The sequence below is a fragment of the Prevotella sp. khp7 genome, assembly GCF_900109055.1.
Taxonomy (GTDB): domain Bacteria; phylum Bacteroidota; class Bacteroidia; order Bacteroidales; family Bacteroidaceae; genus Prevotella.
This window is the reverse complement of the sequence record NZ_FOIV01000001.1, coordinates 400773-421884: the sequence shown is the minus strand read 5'-3', so window position 1 is coordinate 421884 and position 21112 is coordinate 400773. Positions and strand designations below refer to the sequence as shown.

The 21112-nt window shown below is 47.7% G+C and carries 17 protein-coding genes and 1 riboswitch; of the genes, 12 read left to right on the top strand and 5 right to left on the bottom strand.

The window, feature by feature from the left end:
• Positions 1 to 77 precede the first annotated feature (77 nt).
• Together BMX82_RS01825 and BMX82_RS01820 are read left to right on the top strand one after the other, a co-directional pair.
• Positions 78 to 1268, top strand: a complete 1191-nt coding sequence (locus BMX82_RS01825) for a tetratricopeptide repeat protein (protein ID WP_091765539.1) — start codon at positions 78 to 80, stop codon at positions 1266 to 1268.
• A gap of 92 nt (positions 1269 to 1360) precedes the next feature.
• Positions 1361 to 3106: a phospho-sugar mutase gene (locus BMX82_RS01820; RefSeq protein ID WP_036913647.1), complete on the top strand. Its 1746-nt coding sequence runs from the start codon at positions 1361 to 1363 to the stop codon at positions 3104 to 3106.
• Positions 3107 to 3350: 244 nt separating this feature from the next.
• A riboswitch (cobalamin riboswitch) is annotated at positions 3351 to 3538 on the bottom strand.
• 668 nt (positions 3539 to 4206) lie between these two features.
• On the opposite strand, the gene BMX82_RS01810 is transcribed toward BMX82_RS01820, so the two are convergent.
• Positions 4207 to 5655 carry an anaerobic C4-dicarboxylate transporter gene (locus tag BMX82_RS01810; protein WP_091765533.1) on the bottom strand — a complete coding sequence of 483 codons (1449 nt, stop codon included), beginning with the start codon at positions 5653 to 5655 and terminating at the stop codon, positions 4207 to 4209.
• A 187-nt stretch (positions 5656 to 5842) separates the two neighbouring features.
• On the opposite strand from BMX82_RS01810, the gene ileS reads away from it, so the two are divergent.
• The 8 genes from ileS to BMX82_RS01770 are packed head-to-tail and all read left to right on the top strand — an operon-like array spanning position 5843 to position 15285.
• A complete protein-coding gene (ileS, locus tag BMX82_RS01805) occupies positions 5843 to 9403 on the top strand; it encodes an isoleucine--tRNA ligase (RefSeq protein ID WP_091765530.1) in 3561 nt (1186 codons plus the stop codon).
• A gap of 36 nt (positions 9404 to 9439) precedes the next feature.
• Entirely contained in the window at positions 9440 to 9820 is a 381-nt protein-coding gene (locus BMX82_RS01800) for a TraR/DksA family transcriptional regulator (RefSeq protein ID WP_036912551.1), read from the top strand.
• Positions 9817 to 10476, top strand: a complete 660-nt coding sequence (locus BMX82_RS01795) for a lipoprotein signal peptidase (protein WP_374933112.1) — start codon at positions 9817 to 9819, stop codon at positions 10474 to 10476. Before BMX82_RS01800 ends, BMX82_RS01795 begins: the two co-directional genes overlap by 4 nt.
• Positions 10473 to 11426 carry a DUF4296 domain-containing protein gene (locus BMX82_RS01790; protein ID WP_091765527.1) on the top strand — a complete coding sequence of 318 codons (954 nt, stop codon included), beginning with the start codon at positions 10473 to 10475 and terminating at the stop codon, positions 11424 to 11426. The genes BMX82_RS01795 and BMX82_RS01790 overlap by 4 nt, the downstream gene beginning before the upstream one ends.
• A gap of 4 nt (positions 11427 to 11430) precedes the next feature.
• On the top strand, positions 11431 to 12696 hold the full coding sequence (locus BMX82_RS01785; RefSeq protein ID WP_036912548.1) for an MFS transporter: 1266 nt from the start codon (positions 11431 to 11433) through the stop codon (positions 12694 to 12696).
• A 4-nt stretch (positions 12697 to 12700) separates the two neighbouring features.
• On the top strand, positions 12701 to 13420 hold the full coding sequence (locus BMX82_RS01780; protein WP_036912546.1) for a 16S rRNA (uracil(1498)-N(3))-methyltransferase: 720 nt from the start codon (positions 12701 to 12703) through the stop codon (positions 13418 to 13420).
• A gap of 45 nt (positions 13421 to 13465) precedes the next feature.
• Positions 13466 to 14788, top strand: a complete 1323-nt coding sequence (locus BMX82_RS01775; RefSeq protein WP_036913636.1) for a phenylacetate--CoA ligase family protein — start codon at positions 13466 to 13468, stop codon at positions 14786 to 14788.
• An 11-nt stretch (positions 14789 to 14799) separates the two neighbouring features.
• Positions 14800 to 15285 (top strand): DUF3256 family protein, encoded by a 486-nt coding sequence (locus tag BMX82_RS01770; RefSeq protein ID WP_177171989.1) that lies wholly within the window; start codon positions 14800 to 14802, stop codon positions 15283 to 15285.
• 238 nt (positions 15286 to 15523) lie between these two features.
• Here the strand turns inward: BMX82_RS01770 and proS are convergent, their stop codons facing one another.
• On the bottom strand, positions 15524 to 17002 hold the full coding sequence (gene proS, locus BMX82_RS01765) for a proline--tRNA ligase (RefSeq protein ID WP_036912545.1): 1479 nt from the start codon (positions 17000 to 17002) through the stop codon (positions 15524 to 15526).
• Positions 17003 to 17132: 130 nt separating this feature from the next.
• Here proS and BMX82_RS01760 point away from each other — a divergent pair, with 130 nt between their 5' ends.
• Together BMX82_RS01760 and mtgA are read left to right on the top strand one after the other, a co-directional pair.
• Positions 17133 to 17834: a YiaD family glycine zipper/OmpA-like lipoprotein gene (locus BMX82_RS01760; protein ID WP_091765524.1), complete on the top strand. Its 702-nt coding sequence runs from the start codon at positions 17133 to 17135 to the stop codon at positions 17832 to 17834.
• A 2-nt stretch (positions 17835 to 17836) separates the two neighbouring features.
• Positions 17837 to 18532: a monofunctional biosynthetic peptidoglycan transglycosylase gene (mtgA, locus tag BMX82_RS01755; protein WP_091765521.1), complete on the top strand. Its 696-nt coding sequence runs from the start codon at positions 17837 to 17839 to the stop codon at positions 18530 to 18532.
• A gap of 92 nt (positions 18533 to 18624) precedes the next feature.
• Here mtgA and BMX82_RS01750 read toward each other — a convergent pair whose 3' ends face one another.
• From BMX82_RS01750 to BMX82_RS01740, 3 genes are read right to left on the bottom strand one after another with little or no spacing between them, the layout of a single operon-like run.
• Entirely contained in the window at positions 18625 to 19425 is an 801-nt protein-coding gene (locus BMX82_RS01750; protein ID WP_091765518.1) for a TrmH family RNA methyltransferase, read from the bottom strand.
• Complete coding sequence (locus tag BMX82_RS01745) at positions 19422 to 20660, bottom strand: M64 family metallopeptidase (RefSeq protein WP_091765515.1); 1239 nt, start codon at positions 20658 to 20660, stop codon at positions 19422 to 19424. Before BMX82_RS01745 ends, BMX82_RS01750 begins: the two co-directional genes overlap by 4 nt.
• The gene (locus BMX82_RS01740; RefSeq protein WP_177171988.1) at positions 20657 to 21028 is read right to left on the bottom strand and encodes a 2-amino-4-hydroxy-6-hydroxymethyldihydropteridine diphosphokinase; all 372 of its coding nucleotides are present in this window, start codon (positions 21026 to 21028) and stop codon (positions 20657 to 20659) included. The genes BMX82_RS01745 and BMX82_RS01740 overlap by 4 nt, the downstream gene beginning before the upstream one ends.
• Positions 21029 to 21112: the final 84 nt, after the last annotated feature.

Genomic DNA, 21112 nt, shown 5'->3' with positions numbered 1-21112 from the left:
AAAAGAGAAAAATAGTTTGCAGGTGCAAAGGGAAATAATTACCTTTGCACCTGCTTATATGTCTTAAATATAACTAAATGATTAGAATCAGGAGAGCATTCACCATCATGCTGATACTGTTTGCACTGCTGCCAGTTGCAGCACAGCGTAAACAGATAGGCGAGGCAAAGACCATCTTGCTGCGTGGCAAGGACTATGCTAAGGCAGAGAAGATGATGACCGACCTGCTGAAGGATTCATCAAATCTGTACAATAAGCGCATATACGACATCTGGCTACAAGCTGTCGAGAAACAGTATGCCCAGCTGAACGAACAGATGTATCTGAAACAGAAGGTGGACACGGTGAAGCTGTTCGACTTGACAAAACGCCTGTTTACCGTTGGAGAGCGTCTCGACTCGATAGACATGATGCCAGACAAGAAAGGTAAGGTAAGCCTGGAATACCGGAAAGACAATGCTCAGCGACTGACGAATTATAGGCCGAACCTGTTCTTCGGTGGTGCTTATTACGTGAGAAAGCAGAACTTTGCTAAGGCTTTCGACCTGTTTGAGACATATATTGACTGCGACCGACAGCCGTTGTTTGACGGATACGACTTAGCAGACAAAGATCCCCGTATGGGTGAGGCGGCCTATTGGGCTACCTATTGCGGTTTTCGTTGTGCAGACCCCGTGCTGACATTACGTTATGCCGAGTTAGCGCGTCGCGACACAGCCAAACTTGAGAATACGCTGCAGCATATGGCTGAGGCGTGGCGCAAGCTGGGCGACGACTCGCTCTACAGGAAGGTGCTTTGGGAAGGCTTCTGCCTGAACGTGAAGTCTGCCTACTTCTTCCCAAGACTGATGGACAGCTACACGGTGAAGGGCAATTATAAAGATGCCAACAGGGTAGTGGATCAGGCGCTGAAAGTCGACAGTCTGAATGAGCTGTTCCTCTTTGCTAAGTCGACGGTGATGCTGAATCTGCAGCGCTATGCCGACTGTCTGCGCTATTCAGAACGACTGATAGACGTAAATCCGCAGAGTGCCGATGCTTATTACAATGCCGGTATCGCCTGTGTGAACATAGCTCAGAGCATTGACCAGCGTAAGAACAAGAAACAGGCGAAGAAGATGTATCAGCGGGCGCTGCCCTATATGGAGGCCTACAGAAGGCTTGAACCAAACGGGAAAGACAAATGGGGCCCCGCCCTCTATCGTATCTACTTCAACCTGAATATGGGTAAGCAGTTCGACGAGATAGATAAAATCTTAAAGAAATGAAAAAGTTATGGCATTGTAGTGGGAGATTCCAGAATAATGCCTAACTTTGTGATATAGAATATAATTCAAACAATCTAAACGTAGTGAAGATTATGGCAGATAATGCACAACTCATTGCCCAGTGTGAGGCAAAAGCAAAGGAATGGCTTGCTCCGGCCTTCGACGAGGAGACAAGAAAAGAAGTACAGGCTATGCTCGACAATGCTGACAAGACGGCGCTGATCGATGCCTTCTATCAGAATCTGGAATTCGGTACTGGTGGTCTGCGCGGTATCATGGGCGCAGGAACCAACCGCATGAATAAGTATATCGTGGGTATGGCCACTCAGGGCTTTGCCAACTATATTCTGAAAGCTTTCCCTGGCAAGCAGAGCTCGGTAGTCGTAGGTCACGACTGTCGTAATAACGGACGTATGTTTGCTGAGACAGTAGCCGACATCTTCTCGGCCAACGGCATCAAGGTGTATCTCTTTGAGAGCCTTCGTCCTACGCCTGAGATCTCGTTTGCCATCCGTCAGCTGGGCTGTCAGGCTGGTGTGAACGTGACGGCAAGCCACAACCCTCGTGAGTATAACGGCTACAAGGCATACTGGGACGACGGCGCTCAGGTACTTGCTCCACACGACAAGGGTATCATCGACGAAGTTAATAAGGTAAAGATTGAGGACGTTAAGTTCGAGGGTAACAAGGAGCTCATCGACATCATCGGTGGTGAGATGGACTGGGATTACCTGCAGGCAGTGAAAGAGGCTATGGTCGACCAGGACGTTATTCTTCGCCAGAAGGACCTCAATATCGTTTACTCACCGATGCACGGCACGGGTCGTGTCATCATTCCTATGGCCTTGCGCTCTTGGGGCTTCCAGAACATCCACGTGGTACCCGAGCAGATGGTCATCGACGGAAACTTCCCAACGGTTGTTTCGCCTAACCCTGAGAATGCCGAGGCTATGACGCTGGGCATGAAACTTGGTACACGTCTGAATGCCGACCTCGTAATCGCTTCCGACCCCGATGCCGACCGTCTGGCCATCGTATGCCGCAATGCCAAGGGCGAGTGGGAGATACTGAACGGAAACCAGACTTGTATGATGTTCTGCTGGTATATCATTGCCAACAAGAAGAAGCTAGGCCAGTTGAAAGGCAACGAGTTCCTCGTAAAGACCATCGTTACTACAGAGGTGATTGCTGAGATCGCCAAGAAGAACGGCGTAGAGCTTCGTGATTGCTATACGGGCTTCAAATGGATTGCCAACGAGATTCGCGTCTCTGAGGGCAAGCAGAAATATATCGGCGGTGGCGAGGAGAGCTTTGGCTTCCTGCCGTTCGATAAGGTTCGCGATAAGGACTCCCCAGCATCTATCTGTCTGATTTGTGAGATTGCCGCATGGGCTAAGGACAACGGCATGACCCTCTACGATCTGCTGATGAATATCTACGCCGAGTATGGCTTCTCAAAGGAAGTGACCATCAACGTGGTTCGTCCTGGTAAGACAGGTGCCGACGAGATTAAGCAGATGATGACTAACTTCCGTGAGAACCCTCCCAAGGAGTTGGGCGGCTCGAAGGTATGTCTGTGGAAAGACTATCAGACGCTGGAGGCCAAGAAGGCCGACGGCACGGTAGAGAAGCTAAACATGCCAGACACCTCGAACGTTCTGCAGTGGTTCTGCGAAGACGGCACCAAGGTTAGTGTCCGTCCTTCAGGCACAGAGCCCAAGATTAAGTTCTATACCGAGGTGAAGGATCCAAGCTTCAAGTGTGCCGGCTGTTATGAGCGCTGCACCAAGGCAGCCGAGGAGAAGATAGAGGCCCTGAAGAAGAGCCTGAATCTCTAAACTCCCTGTGCTTCTATGATAAAAGTAAGAGCCCTGCTAATAGGCGGGGCTCTTTTTGTGTCTCAAATTGGTACTTGAATATGCAAATGAAGGAGACGCTATCTCTCGACAGGGTCTCCTTACTACCTATATAATAATACACGTAATACACTTATACACCCCGCAGCCTTTTACGGCAGTGCGGTTAGTCTTCTCGAAAGATTTCTTCACTAGCGCCAAGACACCCTTACATCGAGGGCGGTCGGCATTTTAACCGTTAAATGGCTGGTCTTCAGACTTTGCTCCACTCCCAAGCGCCTTCTCGAGCAAATGCTCAATGGCTGTTTGTTGCCTGAGAGCCATAATGGAGTTCACTGCTGCGGGACAGTTGGAGATTCACACTCACATTCCCAATTAATCGCGGCTAAGCGAACCATCACGGGCAACACTACAAGTAGTATTGCGGTTGCAAAGATACGAATAAGTGGCATAAAATATGGTAAAGAACCCGTTGATTAACTTTCTTTTACGTTTTTTCTTTTTGATTCACATATTTAATGATTGCATTCTGATGTACGAGGTCACTAATCTCCGATGCTTCGAATGAGTAGAAGTATTCTTGGAATTGTCAAGAAAACATGCATAAAAAAGCACTTCTCAGATGGCTCATTCTAGGGCGGCGGGAGGCGCTTTTGGGGTTTCATTACGACTAACTTGGGGTTTGTCGTAATGAAACTTGGGGTTTGTCGGTAGTAAACTTAGGGTTTACTCGGCGTAAAGTCTACCTCTTTTTGAGTAAAACAAGTTGTTTTATGCGCGCTAAAGTAGTCTCCACGGGGGATGGAGATAGTCTCTTCGGGTACAAAACAAGTTGTTTTGTACCGAAAGATGACGTCTGAACGAGGGGTGGAAATGAGACTTTTCTGTAACGCTCACGTTCTCAGCGACTTACGGAAATGGCTCAAAACTCGCGTATTTGCGGCTGAAGGGCGGCTTGCTCGTAAAGATGCGATTCTTACAAGTCGCTTTGTTGCAATATTTCCGTATAAGATAAAGAGGCCTTCCCTTTGCGATTGCAGGGAAGACCTCTCTTGAAAGCTATAGTCGCTATTGTAGTTGGTTTAATAGATTATCATGCAAAGTGTGTAGGCCACGATGGTCGAGACTGTCACAGAGATAAGGCCCGGCATCATGAACGAGTGGTTGAGCAGGTATTTGCCAATCACCGTGGTGCCAGAACGGTCGAAGTTGACGGTGGCGATATCACTGGGGTAGTTGGGGATGAAGAAGTAACCGTAGACTGAAGGGAGAACACCCAGCAGCACAGGACCCTCGATGCCCAGCGAGTAGGCCAGAGGCAGCATGGCTACAACCACGGCGCCCTGAGAGTTGATGAGTACCGAGACGAGGAAGAACACCAGGGCGATAGACCACGGATAGGACTTCACGATGTCGGCCAGCATCAGCTTCATCTCAGGCAGGTAGTTTGAGAAATAGGTGTCGGCCAGCCAGGCGATGCCGTAGATGGCTACGACGGCTACCATACCCGACTGCCATACTGGTCCTGAAACGGCCTTCTTCGGCGCGGCCTTGCAGAAGATAATCATCAGGGCGGCTGCCGAGATCATGACAATCTGGATGACGATGTTCATAGCCAGCGGCTTGTCGAACCATTCCGTCATGCCGTTGACGTGGACTTTCGCCTTCACCAGCATGTCGGCCGTCAGCGTGGCGCTCGTGTCGAGTGTGAGGGGTTCGGAGCCCTTTACGGCCCGAAGTGTGTCGTATGAAGGCAGGGCGTTCTGGAAGATAGCGAAGAAAACGATGACAGCGAGAGCGCCCAGGAAGATGAACACGGCATTCTTGGCCGACTGCGGAATCTGCTTGTCGAGTGTCGTGGCGTTAGAGCCGTAGATGTACTTATACTGCTCGGGATCCTTGATCTTTGCCTGGAATCTGGGGTCTTTGTCGAGGTCGAGGCCGCGGTGATAGGAAGCGGTAGCGGCTGCCATCAGTCCACAGATACAGGCAGGGATGGAAATCATCAGTACACGAGGTATGGTGATGTCGAAGCCGTTAGCGTTGGAGATGCTGACGAAAGCCACTACGGCAGCTGCGATGGGCGAACATGTGATACCCACCTGAGAGGCAACGGAAGCCACGGCGCACGGGCGCTCAGGGCGGATGCCCTTTTTCAGGGCAATGTCGCAGATAATAGGCATCAGAGTATATACCACGTGCCCCGTACCCACAAGTACCGTGAGGAAGAAAGTGGTGAGCGGAGCCAGGAATGTGATGCGGTCGGGATGCTTACGCAAAAGGCGCTCAGCCATCTGGATGAGCCAGTCCATACCGCCCGAGGCCTGCATGATGCCAGCACAGGTGACGGCTGCGATGATGATATAGATTACGTCGGTAGGGGGAGTGCCGGGCTTGAGGCCGAATCCGAAAACAAGGATGGCCAAGCCGATACCAGAGATTGCTCCCAGGGCCAGACTGCCATAACGCGAGCCTACCCACAGCGCTCCGAGTACGATACAGAGCTGCAGAATCATAGTGAATGTAACCATAATAAAAAAGTTCTAAGTTTTTAAGTTATTAATAGAATTCTGTCTGCAAAAATAAACAAATAAATTGAAAAACAATACTTTTTTACTAGAATTATTAAAAAAAACTATTTCCTTTTGCCATATCGAATATTTTTAGTACCTTTGCGCCCCAAATAGAATAAAGGTAAAAAAGTAACAGATAAAATAGATGGCTAAACGATTTGCTGAGCATAACGGCCTGAATCTGACTCAGGTAAACAACGACATCCTCGAGATGTGGAGAGAGAAGAACGTGTTCTGGCGCTCTGTAGACGAGCGTGAGGGCTGTCCGCAGTTTGTATTCTTCGAGGGTCCTCCCTCGGCCAACGGACACCCTGGCATCCACCACGTGCTGGCTCGTACCATCAAAGACACCTTCAACCGCTATAAGACGATGAAGGGCTTCCAGGTGAAGCGTAAGGCTGGTTGGGATACCCACGGACTGCCTGTAGAGCTTGGCGTGGAGAAGGAACTTGGTATCACCAAGGCCGATATCGACAATAAGGCTTCAGAGAAGTACATCTCTACTGAAGACTATAATAAGAAGTGCCGCGAGAACGTGATGATGTTCACACAGGAGTGGCGCGACCTGACGGAGAAGATGGGTTACTTCGTTGACCTCGACAATCCGTATATCACTTACGACAACAAGTATATCGAGACGCTGTGGTGGCTGCTGCAGCAGTTCTACAAGAAGGGACTGCTCTACAAAGGCTATACCATCCAGCCGTATTCACCCGCTGCAGGTACGGGTCTGAGCTCGCATGAGCTGAACCAGCCCGGCTGCTATCGCGACGTGAAGGATACCACCGTTACCGCCCTCTTCAAGGCCCTCAATCCTAAAGAGGAGTGGACCAAGTGGGGTACGCCTTACTTCGTGGCCTGGACCACAACGCCCTGGACGCTGCCTTCTAACACTGCCCTCTGCGTAGGTCCGAAGATCGACTATGTGGCCGTGGAGACCTATAATGCCTATAATGGTGAGAAGATCACAATCATCCTGGCCGAGAGCCGACTGAATGCATATCTGGCTCCCGAGGGCAATATGACTGACGGCGAGGAAATGCCTGAATACAACAAGGGCGAGAAGTTCGTGCCTTATCGTATCATTGGTCACTATACTGGTGAGGAGCTGGTAGGACTGAAGTATCAGCAGCTGATGCCATGGGTGAAGCCTTCGGCTAAACTCGACCAGAATGCGGCCGACTACGTGAAGGCATATGCTGCAGCCCATCCCGAGAAGGTATTTACCGGCGAGAACGGTAAGGACCAGTTTGTTGAGATGGAGAGCGAGGCTTTCCGCGTTATCCCTGGTGACTATGTGACAACAGAAGACGGTGCTGGTATCGTACATATCGCGCCTACCTTCGGTGCCGACGACGCCAAGGTGGCTAAGGATGCTCACATCCCAAGCCTCTTCCTTATAAATAAGAAAGGTGAGACCCGTCCGATGGTTGACCTGCAGGGTAAGTACTACGAGATTGCAGAACTGGATGACCAGTTTGTAGCAAAGTGCTTGGACACAAAGGCTTATGCTCATCACGCAGGCGACTTCGTGAAGAACGCCTATGCACCCGAGTTCAATAAGGATGGCAAGTACGACGAGCAGGCTGCAGCTAAGGCAGAGGATCTGAACATCGTGATCTGTATGGAGATGAAGCAGGAGGGCACTGCACTCAAGATTGAGAAGCACGTGCACAACTATCCTCACTGCTGGCGTACTGATAAGCCTGTGCTCTATTATCCACTTGATTCATGGTTCATCCGCTCTACTGCTAAGAAGGATCGTATGTTCGAGCTGAACAAGACTATCAACTGGCAGCCAGAGTCAACAGGTACAGGCCGCTTCGGCAACTGGTTGGAGAATCTGAACGACTGGAACCTCTCTCGTTCACGCTTCTGGGGAACTCCGCTTCCCATCTGGCGCGATGAGGATGGTAAGGAAATCTGCATCGGCAGTGTAGAGGAGCTCTACAACGAGATCGAGAAGGCAGTTAAAGCAGGCTTCATGCAGAGCAACCCATTGAAGGATAATGGTTTCGTTCCCGGCGACATGAGCAAGGAGAACTATGATAAGATCGACCTGCACCGTCCGTATGTAGATAACATCGTGCTGGTATCAGAGAGCGGTAAGCCTATGAAGCGCGAGACCGACCTGATTGACGTATGGTTCGACTCAGGTTCTATGCCTTACGCACAGATCCACTATCCATTCGAGAATAAGGATTTGATTGACAAGGGCATTGCCTTCCCTTGCGACTTCATCAACGAGGGTGTTGACCAGACCCGTGGCTGGTTCTTCACGCTGCACGCCATCGCTACCATGATCTTCGACTCGGTAGCCTTCAAGAATGTTATTTCTTCAGGTCTGGTGCTCGATGCCAAGGGTAATAAGATGTCGAAGCACGTGGGTAACGTAGTAAACCCATTCGATATGATTGGTAAGTACGGAAGTGATGCCGTACGTCTGTATATGATGACCAACTCAGAGCCTTGGGACAACCTGAAGTTCGACCCAGAGGGCGTTGACGAGGTGCGCCGTAAGTTCTTCGGCACCTTATATAATACATATAGCTTCTTTGCGCTGTATGCCAACGTAGACGGCTTCGATCCTGAGGCTGCTCAGGTAGACTTTGATAAGCGTCCTGAGATTGACCGTTGGATTCTCTCTTGTCTGAACACACTTATCAAGGGTGTTCAGAAAGAGCTCGACGGCTATGATCCCACACGCGCAGGCCGACTGATCGACACTTTCGTGAACGACGATCTGAGCAACTGGTTCGTTCGTCTGAACCGTAAGCGCTTCTGGGGTAAGGAGATGAGCGAGGATAAGCTCTCGGCTTATCAGACTCTCTATACCTGTCTTATGACAGTAGCCAAACTGTTGGCTCCGTTTGCGCCGTTCTATGCCGACCAGCTGTATAAGGATCTGGGTGGTGAACTCGACTCAGTACATCTGGATAAGTTCCCTGTAGCCAATGAGGCTCAGATTGATAAGGATCTGGAGGCCCGTATGCAGATGGCCCAGAAGATTACCTCGATGGTACTGGCGCTTCGTCGTAAGGTGAACATCAAGGTGCGCCAGCCACTGCAGGCTATCATGATTCCTGCCGTCGACGAGGAACAGAAGAACCACATCGAAGCCGTGAAGGATCTGATCATGAACGAGGTGAACGTGAAGGAACTTCGCTTCGTAGAAGGAGCCGGCGTGCTGGTGAAGAAGGTGAAGTGTAACTTCCGTACTATGGGTAAGAAGTTCGGTAAGCTGATGAAGGGTGTGGCTGCGGCTATGGATCAGCTCTCACAGGAGCAGATTGCACAGCTGGAACAGCAGGGCACCATCAGCATCGAGGTAGAGGGGCAGCAGCTGACCGTTGAAGCTGTAGACGTTGATATCATCAGCGAGGATATTCCTGGCTGGCTGGTAGCCAACGAGGGCAACTTGACCGTAGCTCTTGAAGTAGAACTGACCGACGAACTGAAGAACGAGGGTATGGCTCGCGAGCTGATCAACCGCATTCAGAACATCCGTAAGGAGAGTGGTCTGGAGATTACCGACCGCATCAGCGTAGTGCTGGCTCCGCAAGAGGATGTAGAGAAAGCCGTAAACGGCTTTGCAGACTATATAAAGACTCAGGTGCTGGCCGATACTATCAAGGTGGAAGCCAATGACGGTCAGGAGGTTGAGTTCGATGAGTTCAAGCTGAATATCAAGGTGACAAAACAATAATTAATATCAATAACAATAGCTAACATTCCGATAATTATGGCAGAGAAGACACGCTACAATGATGAAGAACTCGAGGAGTTCCGTCAGATTATCAATGACAAACTTGCTTTGGCCAAGCGCGACTATGACCAGATGATGCGAGTACTGACTAACCAGGACTCTAATGACGTGGACGACACATCACCTACCTACAAGGCATTGGAGGAGGGTAGTGTCACCCAGTCGAAAGAAGAACTGATATCAATGGCTGCACGTCAGCAGAAGTTTATCCAGGGACTGAAGGCTGCTCTGGTGCGTATAGAGAACAAGACCTACGGCATCGACCGTATCACAGGAAAACTTATTCCCAAGGAGCGTCTTCGTGCTGTGCCCCACGCTACGCTGAGTGTAGAGTCAAAACTGAATCAGAAGAAGTGACCTTGAAACGTCCCTTTATCACTAAAGGATGGCTGGCGACACTGATAGTAGTCGCCATTCTCCTTATAGACCAGACTATTAAGATCTGGGTCAAGACATCGATGTCGCTCCATGAGAGTATTCATGTGTTCGACTGGTTCTACATCTCCTTCATAGAGAACAACGGTATGGCCTTCGGTATGCAGTTGGGCAGTAAGATTATACTGTCGGTATTCCGGGTTATCGCCATCGCTGCTCTGGGTTACTTCATCTGGTGTCAGGTTAAGAAGAATGCCCGTACGGGGTATATTGTATGCCTCGCTATGGTGCTGGCCGGAGCTGCAGGTAATCTGATTGACTGTATGTTCTATGGACTGATGTTTAACGAGTCGTCGCCTTACTACGTTTCTTATTTTGTACCCTTTGGATCGGGCTATGCCCCTTTCCTGCTGGGTAAAGTGGTTGATATGTTCTATTTCCCGCTGATAGAGACGGAGTGGCCTATGTGGATGCCTTTCGTTGGGGGAGAACATTTTGTTTTCTTCAGTCCGGTATTCAACTTTGCTGATGCCAGTATCAGTGTGAGCGTGGTATTGCTGATTCTTTTCTATCGTGAGGAAATCAGTAAGATATCGTTTTCAGAAATAGGGTCTGCAAAAGAAGAGAAGACGAAATGAAACGCGGAGGAAGACATCTGATGTTACTGGTACTGGGAATGATCTTATTCTCAGCATGTAAACCCGGTGTACCGAAGAATGTTATCCAGCCAGACGATATGGAAGATATGCTCTATGACTATCATCTGTCGCAGAGTATGGCTCAGAGGGAAAGCGGTAATAGTGACTACACCCGCAGGTTGTATTTCGAGGCTGTACTGAAGAAGTACGGGGTGACGCAGGCAGAGTTTGACTCTTCGTTGGTATATTATTATACCAGAGCCGATCGCTTATCAGAAATCTATCAGCGAGTACAGAAACGTTTGAGTGACGATGCTGTTGTGCTGGGCGCATCAGTCAGTGAGGTGAATCGGTATAATACGCAGTCTCTTTCCGGTGATACGACTGATGTATGGGAAGGTGCTCGCTTCGCAATGCTGATGCCACACAGACCCTACAATGTGATGCAGTTCTCCCAAAAAGCTGATACTTCCTATCATGCAGGAGACAGTTTCCTGATGACCTTTGGCTCTTCTTATCTCACGCAGAGTGGTAACAAAACGGCAACGTTGTATCTGGCTGTGACATACGATAACGACAGTACGGTGGCGCTGAATACGGTAGTGTCGTCGTATGGCAGCACTACGCTGAGAGTCTCACCATGTAAGGAGCGGGTGAAGAATATCAAGGGCTTCATACTGGTAGGGCAGCGTAAAGAGGGACAAACAACCGATAACATGTATCTGCTCTTCCTTGATCGCATTCAGTTGATCAGGTTCCATAATAAGATGGTTGACGAGCCGGTTGCAGTATCAACAACAGATAGTGTGAATACGGCAAAGCCCGAATCCGTAAAGGCTGATTCGGCCAAACTGCCTGTGCGACGTCGCTTAGGTGACCGCCCGCAGCCGACTATGAAGGCAGAACCTAACAGACCTAAATTGCAATTAAATAAACCAATAACTCGATAAGAATATGAATTTGAAAGTTCGTCTAGCAGTCATGAACTTCCTGGAGTTTGCAGCCTGGGGAGCTTACCTGACTTGTATGGGAGTTTATCTTGGTAATCTCGGCATGGGTGCCCATATCGGTGGCTACTTTGCCATGCAGGGTATAGTTTCAATCTTTATGCCCGCCCTGATGGGTATTGTCGCCGACAGATGGATACCTGCTCAGCGCCTGCTTGGACTTTGCCATCTGCTGGCCGGTATCTTCATGCTGGCATCTGCGTGGTATGGTCACGTAAATGGTACTGAATCTAAATATTTCGTACTTTTCTCGCTCTATAGCGTGAGTGTGGCATTCTATATGCCTACACTGGCCCTTACCAACTCGGTGGCTTATAATGCTCTGACGAAGGCTGGCATGGATACGGTGAAGGCCTTCCCGCCAATTCGTATCTTTGGTACTATCGGTTTCATTTGTACAATGTGGTTCGTTGACCTGACGGGATTCAACCAGACAGAGTATCAGTTTGTTACTTCAGGAGTGGTGAGTCTGGTGCTTTTCCTCTATTCATTTACGCTGCCAAAGTGTGAGGTGAATAAGTCTGAAGGTAAGAAGTCGTTTAGTGATGCTCTTGGCTTGCAGGCTTTCTCACTCTTCAAGCGTAAGGAAATGGCTATTTTCTTTATCTTCTCAGCCCTGCTTGGCGCCAGTCTGCAGATTACTAACGGTTTTGCAACTCCATACATCCAGCACTTCGAGACTATGGCTGAATATGCTGGTTCGTTTGGTGTAGAACATGCAACGATTCTTTATTCTATCTCGCAGATCAGTGAGACGTTCTGCATATTGCTCATACCATTTTTCATGAAACGTTATGGTATTAAGCAGGTGATGCTGATTGCCATGTTTGCATGGGTGCTTCGTTTTGGATTCCTCGGCTTAGGAAATCCAGGCGCTGGCATCTGGCTCTTCATCCTCTCGATGATTATTTATGGTATGGCATTTGATTTCTTCAATATCTCTGGCTCATTGTATGTTGACAAGGCTACTGATCCTACAATGCGTTCCAGTGCACAAGGATTGTTTATCCTGATGACAAACGGTATCGGCGCAACCGTCGGTTCGGTAGCTGCCCAGCAGGTGGTAAACGTGTTTACTCATCAAGAGACGATGAATGGCGCTATTTATACCATCGGTAATTGGGGCGCTACTTGGTCTGCATTCTCAGTATACGCATTGATCGTAGGCGTTCTCTTCGCCCTCATCTTCCATCCCAAAAAAGAAATGAAGTAGGATCATGAAGGAAGCCAGATATTTCTATGTTCCTGATGCGGCCAACCAAACGGAACTGCCTGCCGAGGAAGCTATGCATGCCTTGCGTGTGCTTCGATTGAAAGGCGGTGATGAGATTTTCCTCATGGATGGAGTAGGGAATTTTTATCGGGCACAGGTCACTATAGCTGCAACGCGCAACTGCTATTATGAAATTCTGGAGCAACTGCCTCAGGAGCGTCAATGGCAGGGAAAGGTACACCTGGCTATTGCACCAACGAAAATGCTCGACCGTATAGAATGGATGATTGAGAAAGCTACAGAGGTAGGTGTTGATGAAGTGTCGTTCTTGAACTGTCAGTTCTCTGAGCGTCGCCTCATGAAGACAACCAGACTCGACAAAATAGCAGTCTCTGCTGTCAAACAAAGCCATAAGGCGTGGAAGCCTATGCTAAACGAGATGGCGTCTTTCAAATCCTTCATTGCCCAACCTATTGAGGGACGTAAGTATATTGCCCATTGCTACGAGGAAGTGCCCCGATCTTATCTTTTTGATGAGTTGAGGAATTCATCAAATATAGAGGATGCTACAGTGTTGATTGGACCTGAAGGCGACTTCTCTATCGATGAGGTTAAGAAAGCCGTAGAAGCAGGATGGAAGTCGGTACACTTGGGAAAGAGCCGCTTGCGTACTGAAACGGCGGGCCTTACTGCTGTCATGATGATGCAGCTTGCAAAAGAATGAATCAATAACGATTAGAAAACTTAAAATATGACTGACGAGAAAATCATGTCAACCATCAAACCGGATGGTGAGTACTGGCAACCGGAAATTGAGACCATGCCAAGAGAGCAGCTGCAACAGCTGCAGGTGAAGAAACTCAAGGAGTCTATTAATGTCGCTTTAAAGTCGCCTTTTTATAAGAAACGTTTGGGCGAGTTAGGGATTACGGCAGACTCTATCAATTCGTTGGACGATCTGCGTAAGATCCCCTTCACCACAAAACAAGACCTTCGTGATAACTATCCTTTCGGATTGGTAGGCGGAGATATGGATGATGCCGTACGTATTCACTCAACAAGTGGTACCACAGGTAATCCTTGTGTCGTTATTTATTCTGAACATGACATCTGTTCATGGGCTAACATGATTGCGCGTAACCTCTATATGGTGGGATGCCGTAAGAGCGATGTGTTCCAGAATTCATCAGGCTATGGCATGTTTACTGGTGGCTTGGGCTTCCAGTATGGGGCAGAATGGCTTGGGGCAATGACTGTTCCTGCTGCTGCGGGTAACTCTAAACGTCAGATAAAGTTTATTAAGGACTTTGGTACAACTTGTCTTCACGCCATTCCATCTTACGCCATCCGTTTGGCTGAGGTGTTCAAAGAAGAGGGTGTCGACCCCTCAACCACCAAGCTGCGCACCCTTTGTATTGGTGCCGAGCCCCATACCGAGGAGCAGCGCCGCCGCATCGAGCGTATGTTGGGCGTAAAAGCCTACAACTCGTTTGGTATGACCGAGATGAATGGTCCTGGTGTAGCCTTTGAATGTAAGTATCAGGAAGGTATGCATCTGTGGGAGGATAACTATATCGTAGAGATTGTCGACCCCGATACTCTCGAGCCTGTGCCCGATGGCCAGATGGGCGAGATGGTACTTACCACACTCGACCGTAATATGATGCCTATCCTGCGCTATCGTACTCGTGACCTGACCCGTATCATTGCCGAGCCTTGTAAGTGCGGACGCACACACCGTCGTATCGACCGTATCAAGGGACGTACTGACGATATGTTTATTATTAAGGGTGTGAACGTATTCCCCATGCAGGTAGAGAAGATTCTCGTTCAGTATCCCGGTCTGGGCAGTAATTATCTGATTACCCTTGAAACCATTGACGATAATGACGTGATGACAGTAGAGGTTGAACTCGATGGATTGGAGACTGATATCTATCCAGAAATGCAGAAGATGATGAAGGATATCCAGCGTGCTTTGAAAGATGAGATCCTGTTGACGCCTCAGGTGAAACTCGTTAAGAAGGGCTCGCTGCCTCAGAGTGAGGGTAAGGCTGTCCGCGTAAAAGACTTAAGACCCAGTAGAGGATGAAGAAGTTTCTGATGGCTTTTAGCTTTTGGCTTCTGGCCCTTAGCAGTGCATCTGCCCAAGACATGAAAATGCGTGATGTCTTCAGGCAGATGCCTGATTCTCTGATGCCTTATCTTACACATAACAACCGACTTGACTTCATTGACTTTCTTGATTCCAATATGAAGGCCGAAGTCAAGAATTTACTTGGTGGCACTAGTGAGATGACCTCGTTGGCGGATGACAGTTTGTCTATACGTATGAGTGAGACATCAAAGCTTGATCTGTTGCTCTTGCCTTTGCAGCAGCCTGTTGACAGCATGACGCAGGTTGTAGTCATGATAGAGACTTTTGTGGTTGATTCTATCTATGGCGAAAGCCAGATTCGCTATTATTCGCCTCAGTGGTTACCGCTTCAGCATCAGCCAATGTTAAGTGAAGAACAAGGGAAGAGAATTAATGAACACACTTTGCAAAATATTCTAAAAAGAGACGACGAAGTACTGAACAAACGTTAAAATATCGGTACTTTTGTAATCTTTTTGGTACATACGTTAAGAATTATTCGTATCTTTGCAACTGTGTTTTTCATGGTATTAGATTATTAAGGTTAATTTAAGAATCATATTTATCGAGAGGTAAGTATCGGTTCGACCTCCATTAAAATGTTACAGGTGATTACTTGTAGAATTTTATGGTTAAAAAAAGGGGAACCTGAGAAGGTTCCCCTTTTACTTGTTATTATACGAACATTCCTTAATAACTTCTTGCTATGATGACACGAGCCTTTGAAGGCTTTCCGCTTACCATATCGATACCCTCTGTCTGTTCTACGCCAAAAGGTACACAACGGATAGTGGCCTGAGTCTCTTCCTTAATCTTTGCCTCGGTCTCTGCAGTACCGTCCCAATGGCAGAGGAAGAATCCACCATCCTTTACCTTCTCCTTGAACTCCTCGTAGTTGTCACACTCGTAGATATGAGCATCACGATAAGCCTTAGCCTTCTCGAAGATGTTCTTCTGGATGTCCTCCAAAAGCTGCTCTACATATTCTACGATACCGTCAACTGGACGGGTTTCTTTTTCGAGAGTGTCACGACGCATAACCTCAATAGTGCCATTCTCCAAATCGCGAGCACCCATAACCAGACGAACGGGAACGCCCTTTAACTCGTAGTCGGCAAACTTGAAGCCTGGACGTTTGTTGTCTGCATCATCATACTTCACGGTGATACCAGCCTTACGAAGTTCCTCGATAACCGGAGTCAGGCGTTCTGTGATATGTACGAGATCGTCGCCCTTTGAGATAGGAACGATAACAACCTGAATTGGAGCGAGCTTCGGAGGCAGAACAAGTCCGTTGTCATCAGAGTGAGTCATGATGAGGGCGCCAATCAGTCGGGTAGATACTCCCCAAGAGGTTGCCCATACGTACTCTGGCTTATTATCCTTATTAAGGTATGTTACCTCGAAAGCCTTTGCGAAGTTCTGACCCAAGAAATGAGAGGTACCACTCTGAAGAGCCTTACCGTCTTGCATCATAGCCTCGATGGTATAGGTGTCAAGTGCACCCGCGAAACGCTCTGTCTCACTCTTCACACCTTGAACCACAGGTACAGCCATCCACTCTTCTGCAAACTTGGCATATACCTTCAGCATTTTCTGTGCTTCTGCCTCAGCCTCTTCGCGAGTTGCGTGAGCTGTATGGCCTTCCTGCCACAGGAATTCTGAGGTGCGCAGGAACGGACGAGTACGCATCTCCCAACGCATGACGTTACACCACTGATTACACATCAAAGGCAGGTCGCGCCAAGAGTGGATCCAGTTTTTATACGTATTCCAGATGATAGTCTCTGACGTCGGACGTACGATCAACTCTTCTTCGAGTTTAGCTGTTGGATCAACCTCAACGCCGCTCTTGTCCTCTTTGGCACGAAGACGATAGTGGGTTACTACAGCACACTCTTTGGCGAAGCCTTCTACGTGCTCAGCCTCACGGCTCAAGAACGATTTGGGAATGAGCAGAGGGAAGTATGCGTTCTGAGCACCTGTCTCCTTGAACATCTTATCCAGCTGCTGCTGCATCTTCTCCCAGATGGCGTAACCATAGGGCTTAATTACCATGCAGCCGCGAACAGCACTCTGCTCTGCAAGGTCGGCTTTCACTACAAGGTCGTTAAACCACTGACTGTAATTATCAGCTCTTTTTGTTAGTTCTTTTAATTCTTTTGCCATTGTTTTTTTCTATTTATCAAATTTGTGTGCAAAATTACATAAAAAATATGAAACTCGCATACATTATAATAAATTAATTACTATCTTTGCAAACAAAATAAACGTTTAACGATTAAAAACTGAAAGAAAAATGAAAAGTTTAAAGTCAATTTGCGTGGCACTGTGTGCTACTTTGGTTCTAGCAGGGTGTAACATGAGTAATACGGCTAAGGGTACGGCCATCGGTGCTGGTGGCGGTGCTGCGTTAGGCGCTATCGTCGGTGCTATTGCCGGTAACACGGCCATTGGTGCTGCTGTCGGTACTGCCGTAGGTGCTGGTGCTGGTGCTATCATTGGTAAGAAGATGGATAAGGCCAAGAAGGAGGCTGAGGCAATCCAGAATGCTCAGGTAGAGGAGGTTACTGATGCCAACGGACTTGAGGCTGTTAAGATGACTTTCGATTCTGGTATTCTCTTTGCTACAGGTAAGAGCGATTTGACTTCTGCTTCAAAGGCTTCACTTCAGCAGCTGGCTACCGTTCTGAAGAATAACAGTGAATGCGATGTAGCCATCCAGGGCTATACAGACAATCAGGGTTGGAAAGGCTCTACCGCTGAGCAGAGTGCAGTGAAGAATCAGGCTCTGTCTTTGGACCGTGCCACTTCTGTGTCTTCATACCTTCAGGCTTTGAGCGTTCCCGCCACTCAGATTAAGAGTGTACAGGGCTTTGGGCAGCAGAATCCTGTTGCCGACAATTCTACTAAGGAAGGTCAGGCTCAGAATCGTCGTGTAGAGGTTTATATGTATGCCTCTCAGCAGATGATTCAGGATGCTCAGCAGCAGGCTCAGTAACAATGCATATTATCCTAAAGAAAATTGGGGCCGTCATACGCTGGATTGTGGTAGCTTTTTTGGCTTCCACAATCCTTGCGGTGGTGGCACTTCGTTTTCTCCCTGTCTATTTCACTCCTTTGATGTTTATTCGTTGTTATGAACAAGTAAAGGAGGGCAAGGAGTTGAAACTATCTCATCATTGGGTTCCCCTTGAGAAAATTTCTCCCAATCTTCCTCGTGCAGTCATGGCTAGTGAAGACGCAAACTTCCTGTCACATCACGGTTTCGACTATAAAGCCATTGAACACGCGGCCAAGCGTAATCGTGAACATCCTGAAAAACGTAGGTTGGGTGCTTCAACCATCTCACAGCAAACAGCTAAGAATGTTTTTCTATGGCCTGGACGTTCTTGGGTGCGTAAAGGCTTCGAAGTGTATTTCACGTTTATGATTGAGCTCTTCTGGTCTAAGCAACGTATCATGGAAGTTTATTTGAATTCTATCGAGACGGGTGATGGTATTTATGGTGCTGACGCTGTGGCTGAGGAACATTTCCATACAGATGCTCTTAACCTGTCTAAGGCCCAGTGTGCCCTGATTGCAGCCACTCTTCCCAATCCCCGTAAGTTCTCCAGTAAGTCTCCTTCTTCCTATATGCTCAAGCGCCAGGCTCGTATTCTGAGGGAGATGCGTTATGTGTCAGAACTTCCCAAATAACCAGGATAAATATCCTATGTGGCTTTGTGAAGGCTATTGTTTCGAGTCCTTCAGACGCCATCTTCCCACTAGTACAGACGGATTGCTCGTAATTATTTATGTACACCAGCCAGTTCCCAGAAAGCTACGGCTGCGGCAGCGGCTACGTTGAGGGAGTCGACATGGTGGTACATTGGTATGCGGACGGTATAATTGGCATTTCTGATGGTTTCGGATGGAAGTCCGTCGCCCTCGGTTCCCATAATGATGGCTAATTTTGACTGTTGCTTCAGAATGGGATCGGCGAGTGATATGGAGTTATCAGTAAGTGCCATGGCAGCAGTCTTGAATCCAAGAGCATGAAGTTGTGAATAATCATCAAGCCATGTCCATGGAACGAGGAATATCGTTCCCATTGATACACGTATTGCTCTGCGGTTCAGAGGGTCGCATGAACTTCGTGTTAGTAACACGGCATCGATGCCTAATGCTGCTGCGGAACGGAAAATCGCTCCTATGTTTGTGGTGTCGCAGACGGCATCAATGACACATACACGTTGGGTATCTCGTAATATTTCTTCAAGCGCAAGTTCTGGCTTGCGTTTCATGGCGCACAATACGCCACGAGTCAGTGTATAGCCTGTCAGTTCAGAAAGCATCTCGCGGCTTCCTGTGTAGATAGGCATATCGGGGTGGTCCTCTATGATATCCTTTGCATCGCCATCAATATGACGACGCTCGCAAAGTAATGCTATAGGCTGATAGCCGGCTTGCAAAGCTACACGTATTACTTTGGGACTCTCTGCAATAAAGATACCTTGTTGCTGGTTCAGGCGATTACGTAATTGCGCCTCAGTCATCGAGGTGAACAACTTGAGACGTTCGTCGTGTATCGATGAAATTTCGTAAATCATTCGGTATAAAACTTAATAAGACGAGTGAGGGCTTGTTGACAAACAAGACAGAACTCCGGTTCCTCATTAGTACGCATGCGGCAGTTCTCGAAGCCACGCCATACGCCATTGGTCAGATAGCCGCCACCTTCTATAAGATCTGCTTTTCCTTCTTTTACCAAGTTTTCCCATTTACCTACGAAATGTGCCTTCGTCGTCAGATTGGGCTCCCAGGGCTCTGTGTCTGCAAAATACATCGGGTCGTCGTTGCCATAGGCGTATTCGTCGCCTAGTCCTCCAAAAGAATGACCAAACTCGTGTACCACAACTGGCAGGAAGTGCTTGCCGCCTGTATAGCAGAGGTTATATGAATTGTATATACCGCCGCCCCCATAATGATCTGTATTTACGAGTATGATAATATGCTCGTAGGGAGTTCCTGCCAATATATCGTGCAGACGTTTTAGGTGCAGCGTTGTGAGATAGCGATCACTATAGAAAGTGTTGAAGTGAGAAGCCAGTGCCGTATTTTTCCATATACCTTTAGAAGGTTCGCTGGTGCCGCTCTCTTCTGATACCGACTTTACGGCCACGATGTTAAAGCGGTCTTGCATAGCCTTGAACGGCTCGTGACGGAATAGCGATTCTGATGCTTTCTTACAATCGTTTAGGAAATGCTCCATTTCATCAGCAGTATAGCCTTCAGCTACATAAGCAATATGTATGCAGTGATTGGTGTCAGCTGCCTGCTGCAGCGTTTCAAATGGTGTCACCGCTTCAGGTTTCTCTCCTGCCTTGCGTATGAGGATGTCATTTGGATCTACAGTGTGGTGCATGCTGCTGATTATCTTCCCATGGTAGTCGTATATTTCAATGGTGATCTCTACAGGAGTCTTAGGGTAGGGAATAAGAAACACGTTTTCAAATGATTTCTGGACGTGTTTGGCTTCATCGGTAGCCAGCCACTCCTGAAACAGACTAGAGAAAGAGTGACGATAGATTACGTTTCCGCTGTCTTTTGCTTTGACGATAATCTGGCCATTGCCAATGAGAGGCACTTCGGAAAGTCTTTCTCTGCGTCCATGCCAATGGGGTAGACTCACAAGTTCGTCTATGTATATCTGTTGTTGATTTACATCACCCGCAAAAATGTAATCCAAACGCAATGTGCGATCTTCAAAACAATCATCAAACTTCTGAGCTCTCGTACTAATGCATAGTAATAGTAATATGCTGAATATAAGTATTTTTTTCATAATTCATTTAATAAATCCTTTACATAATTTCTGTCCCAATCTCTTAAGTGATATCGTTCATCGTCATATGCTAACAAATCAAGGTCGATTGCCACTATACCATCCTCATTATGTGTTCTGCCTAATCGTTTCTCAACCTCTTTCAATACCTCTTCTAATAGATTGAAACTGAATGAAGTTTTAGCTTTACAGAGCTGATTGAGATATTGTTCCTGTCGGATAGAATGAATAGGCTCCGTCCAGATGGAGGAGGTAAAACATACCTCTTTAAGCAACTGTTTAAGCTGCTCTCTGGCTGCAACCATGTTGGCTTCTTGGTTATAGTTTGAGGCCAGACTGATGATGACTTGATGCTCTTTTTGATTCATAACGAATGCAAAATTACGAAAAAAAGTAAAAAGCAAGAAAACAATAAAGGAAAAAGTCATAAATATGAGGAAATCTTAGTAACT

Excerpts from the sequence above, each read along its gene's own strand:
- BMX82_RS01760 (WP_091765524.1), top strand. The coding sequence starts at position 17,133 with ATGAAAAGTTTAAAGTCAATTTGCGTGGCACTGTGTGCTACTTTGGTT.
- BMX82_RS01800 (WP_036912551.1), top strand. The coding sequence starts at position 9,440 with ATGGCAGAGAAGACACGCTACAATGATGAAGAACTCGAGGAGTTCCGT.
- BMX82_RS01825 (WP_091765539.1), top strand. The coding sequence starts at position 78 with ATGATTAGAATCAGGAGAGCATTCACCATCATGCTGATACTGTTTGCA.
- mtgA (WP_091765521.1), top strand. The coding sequence starts at position 17,837 with ATGCATATTATCCTAAAGAAAATTGGGGCCGTCATACGCTGGATTGTG.
- BMX82_RS01750 (WP_091765518.1), bottom strand. The coding sequence starts at position 19,425 with ATGATTTACGAAATTTCATCGATACACGACGAACGTCTCAAGTTGTTC.
- ileS (WP_091765530.1), top strand. The coding sequence starts at position 5,843 with ATGGCTAAACGATTTGCTGAGCATAACGGCCTGAATCTGACTCAGGTA.
- BMX82_RS01745 (WP_091765515.1), bottom strand. The coding sequence starts at position 20,660 with ATGAAAAAAATACTTATATTCAGCATATTACTATTACTATGCATTAGT.
- proS (WP_036912545.1), bottom strand. The coding sequence starts at position 17,002 with ATGGCAAAAGAATTAAAAGAACTAACAAAAAGAGCTGATAATTACAGT.
- BMX82_RS01770 (WP_177171989.1), top strand. The coding sequence starts at position 14,800 with ATGGCTTTTAGCTTTTGGCTTCTGGCCCTTAGCAGTGCATCTGCCCAA.
- BMX82_RS01820 (WP_036913647.1), top strand. The coding sequence starts at position 1,361 with ATGGCAGATAATGCACAACTCATTGCCCAGTGTGAGGCAAAAGCAAAG.
- BMX82_RS01785 (WP_036912548.1), top strand. The coding sequence starts at position 11,431 with ATGAATTTGAAAGTTCGTCTAGCAGTCATGAACTTCCTGGAGTTTGCA.
- BMX82_RS01810 (WP_091765533.1), bottom strand. The coding sequence starts at position 5,655 with ATGGTTACATTCACTATGATTCTGCAGCTCTGTATCGTACTCGGAGCG.
- BMX82_RS01780 (WP_036912546.1), top strand. The coding sequence starts at position 12,701 with ATGAAGGAAGCCAGATATTTCTATGTTCCTGATGCGGCCAACCAAACG.
- BMX82_RS01775 (WP_036913636.1), top strand. The coding sequence starts at position 13,466 with ATGTCAACCATCAAACCGGATGGTGAGTACTGGCAACCGGAAATTGAG.
- BMX82_RS01790 (WP_091765527.1), top strand. The coding sequence starts at position 10,473 with ATGAAACGCGGAGGAAGACATCTGATGTTACTGGTACTGGGAATGATC.
- BMX82_RS01740 (WP_177171988.1), bottom strand. The coding sequence starts at position 21,028 with ATGAATCAAAAAGAGCATCAAGTCATCATCAGTCTGGCCTCAAACTAT.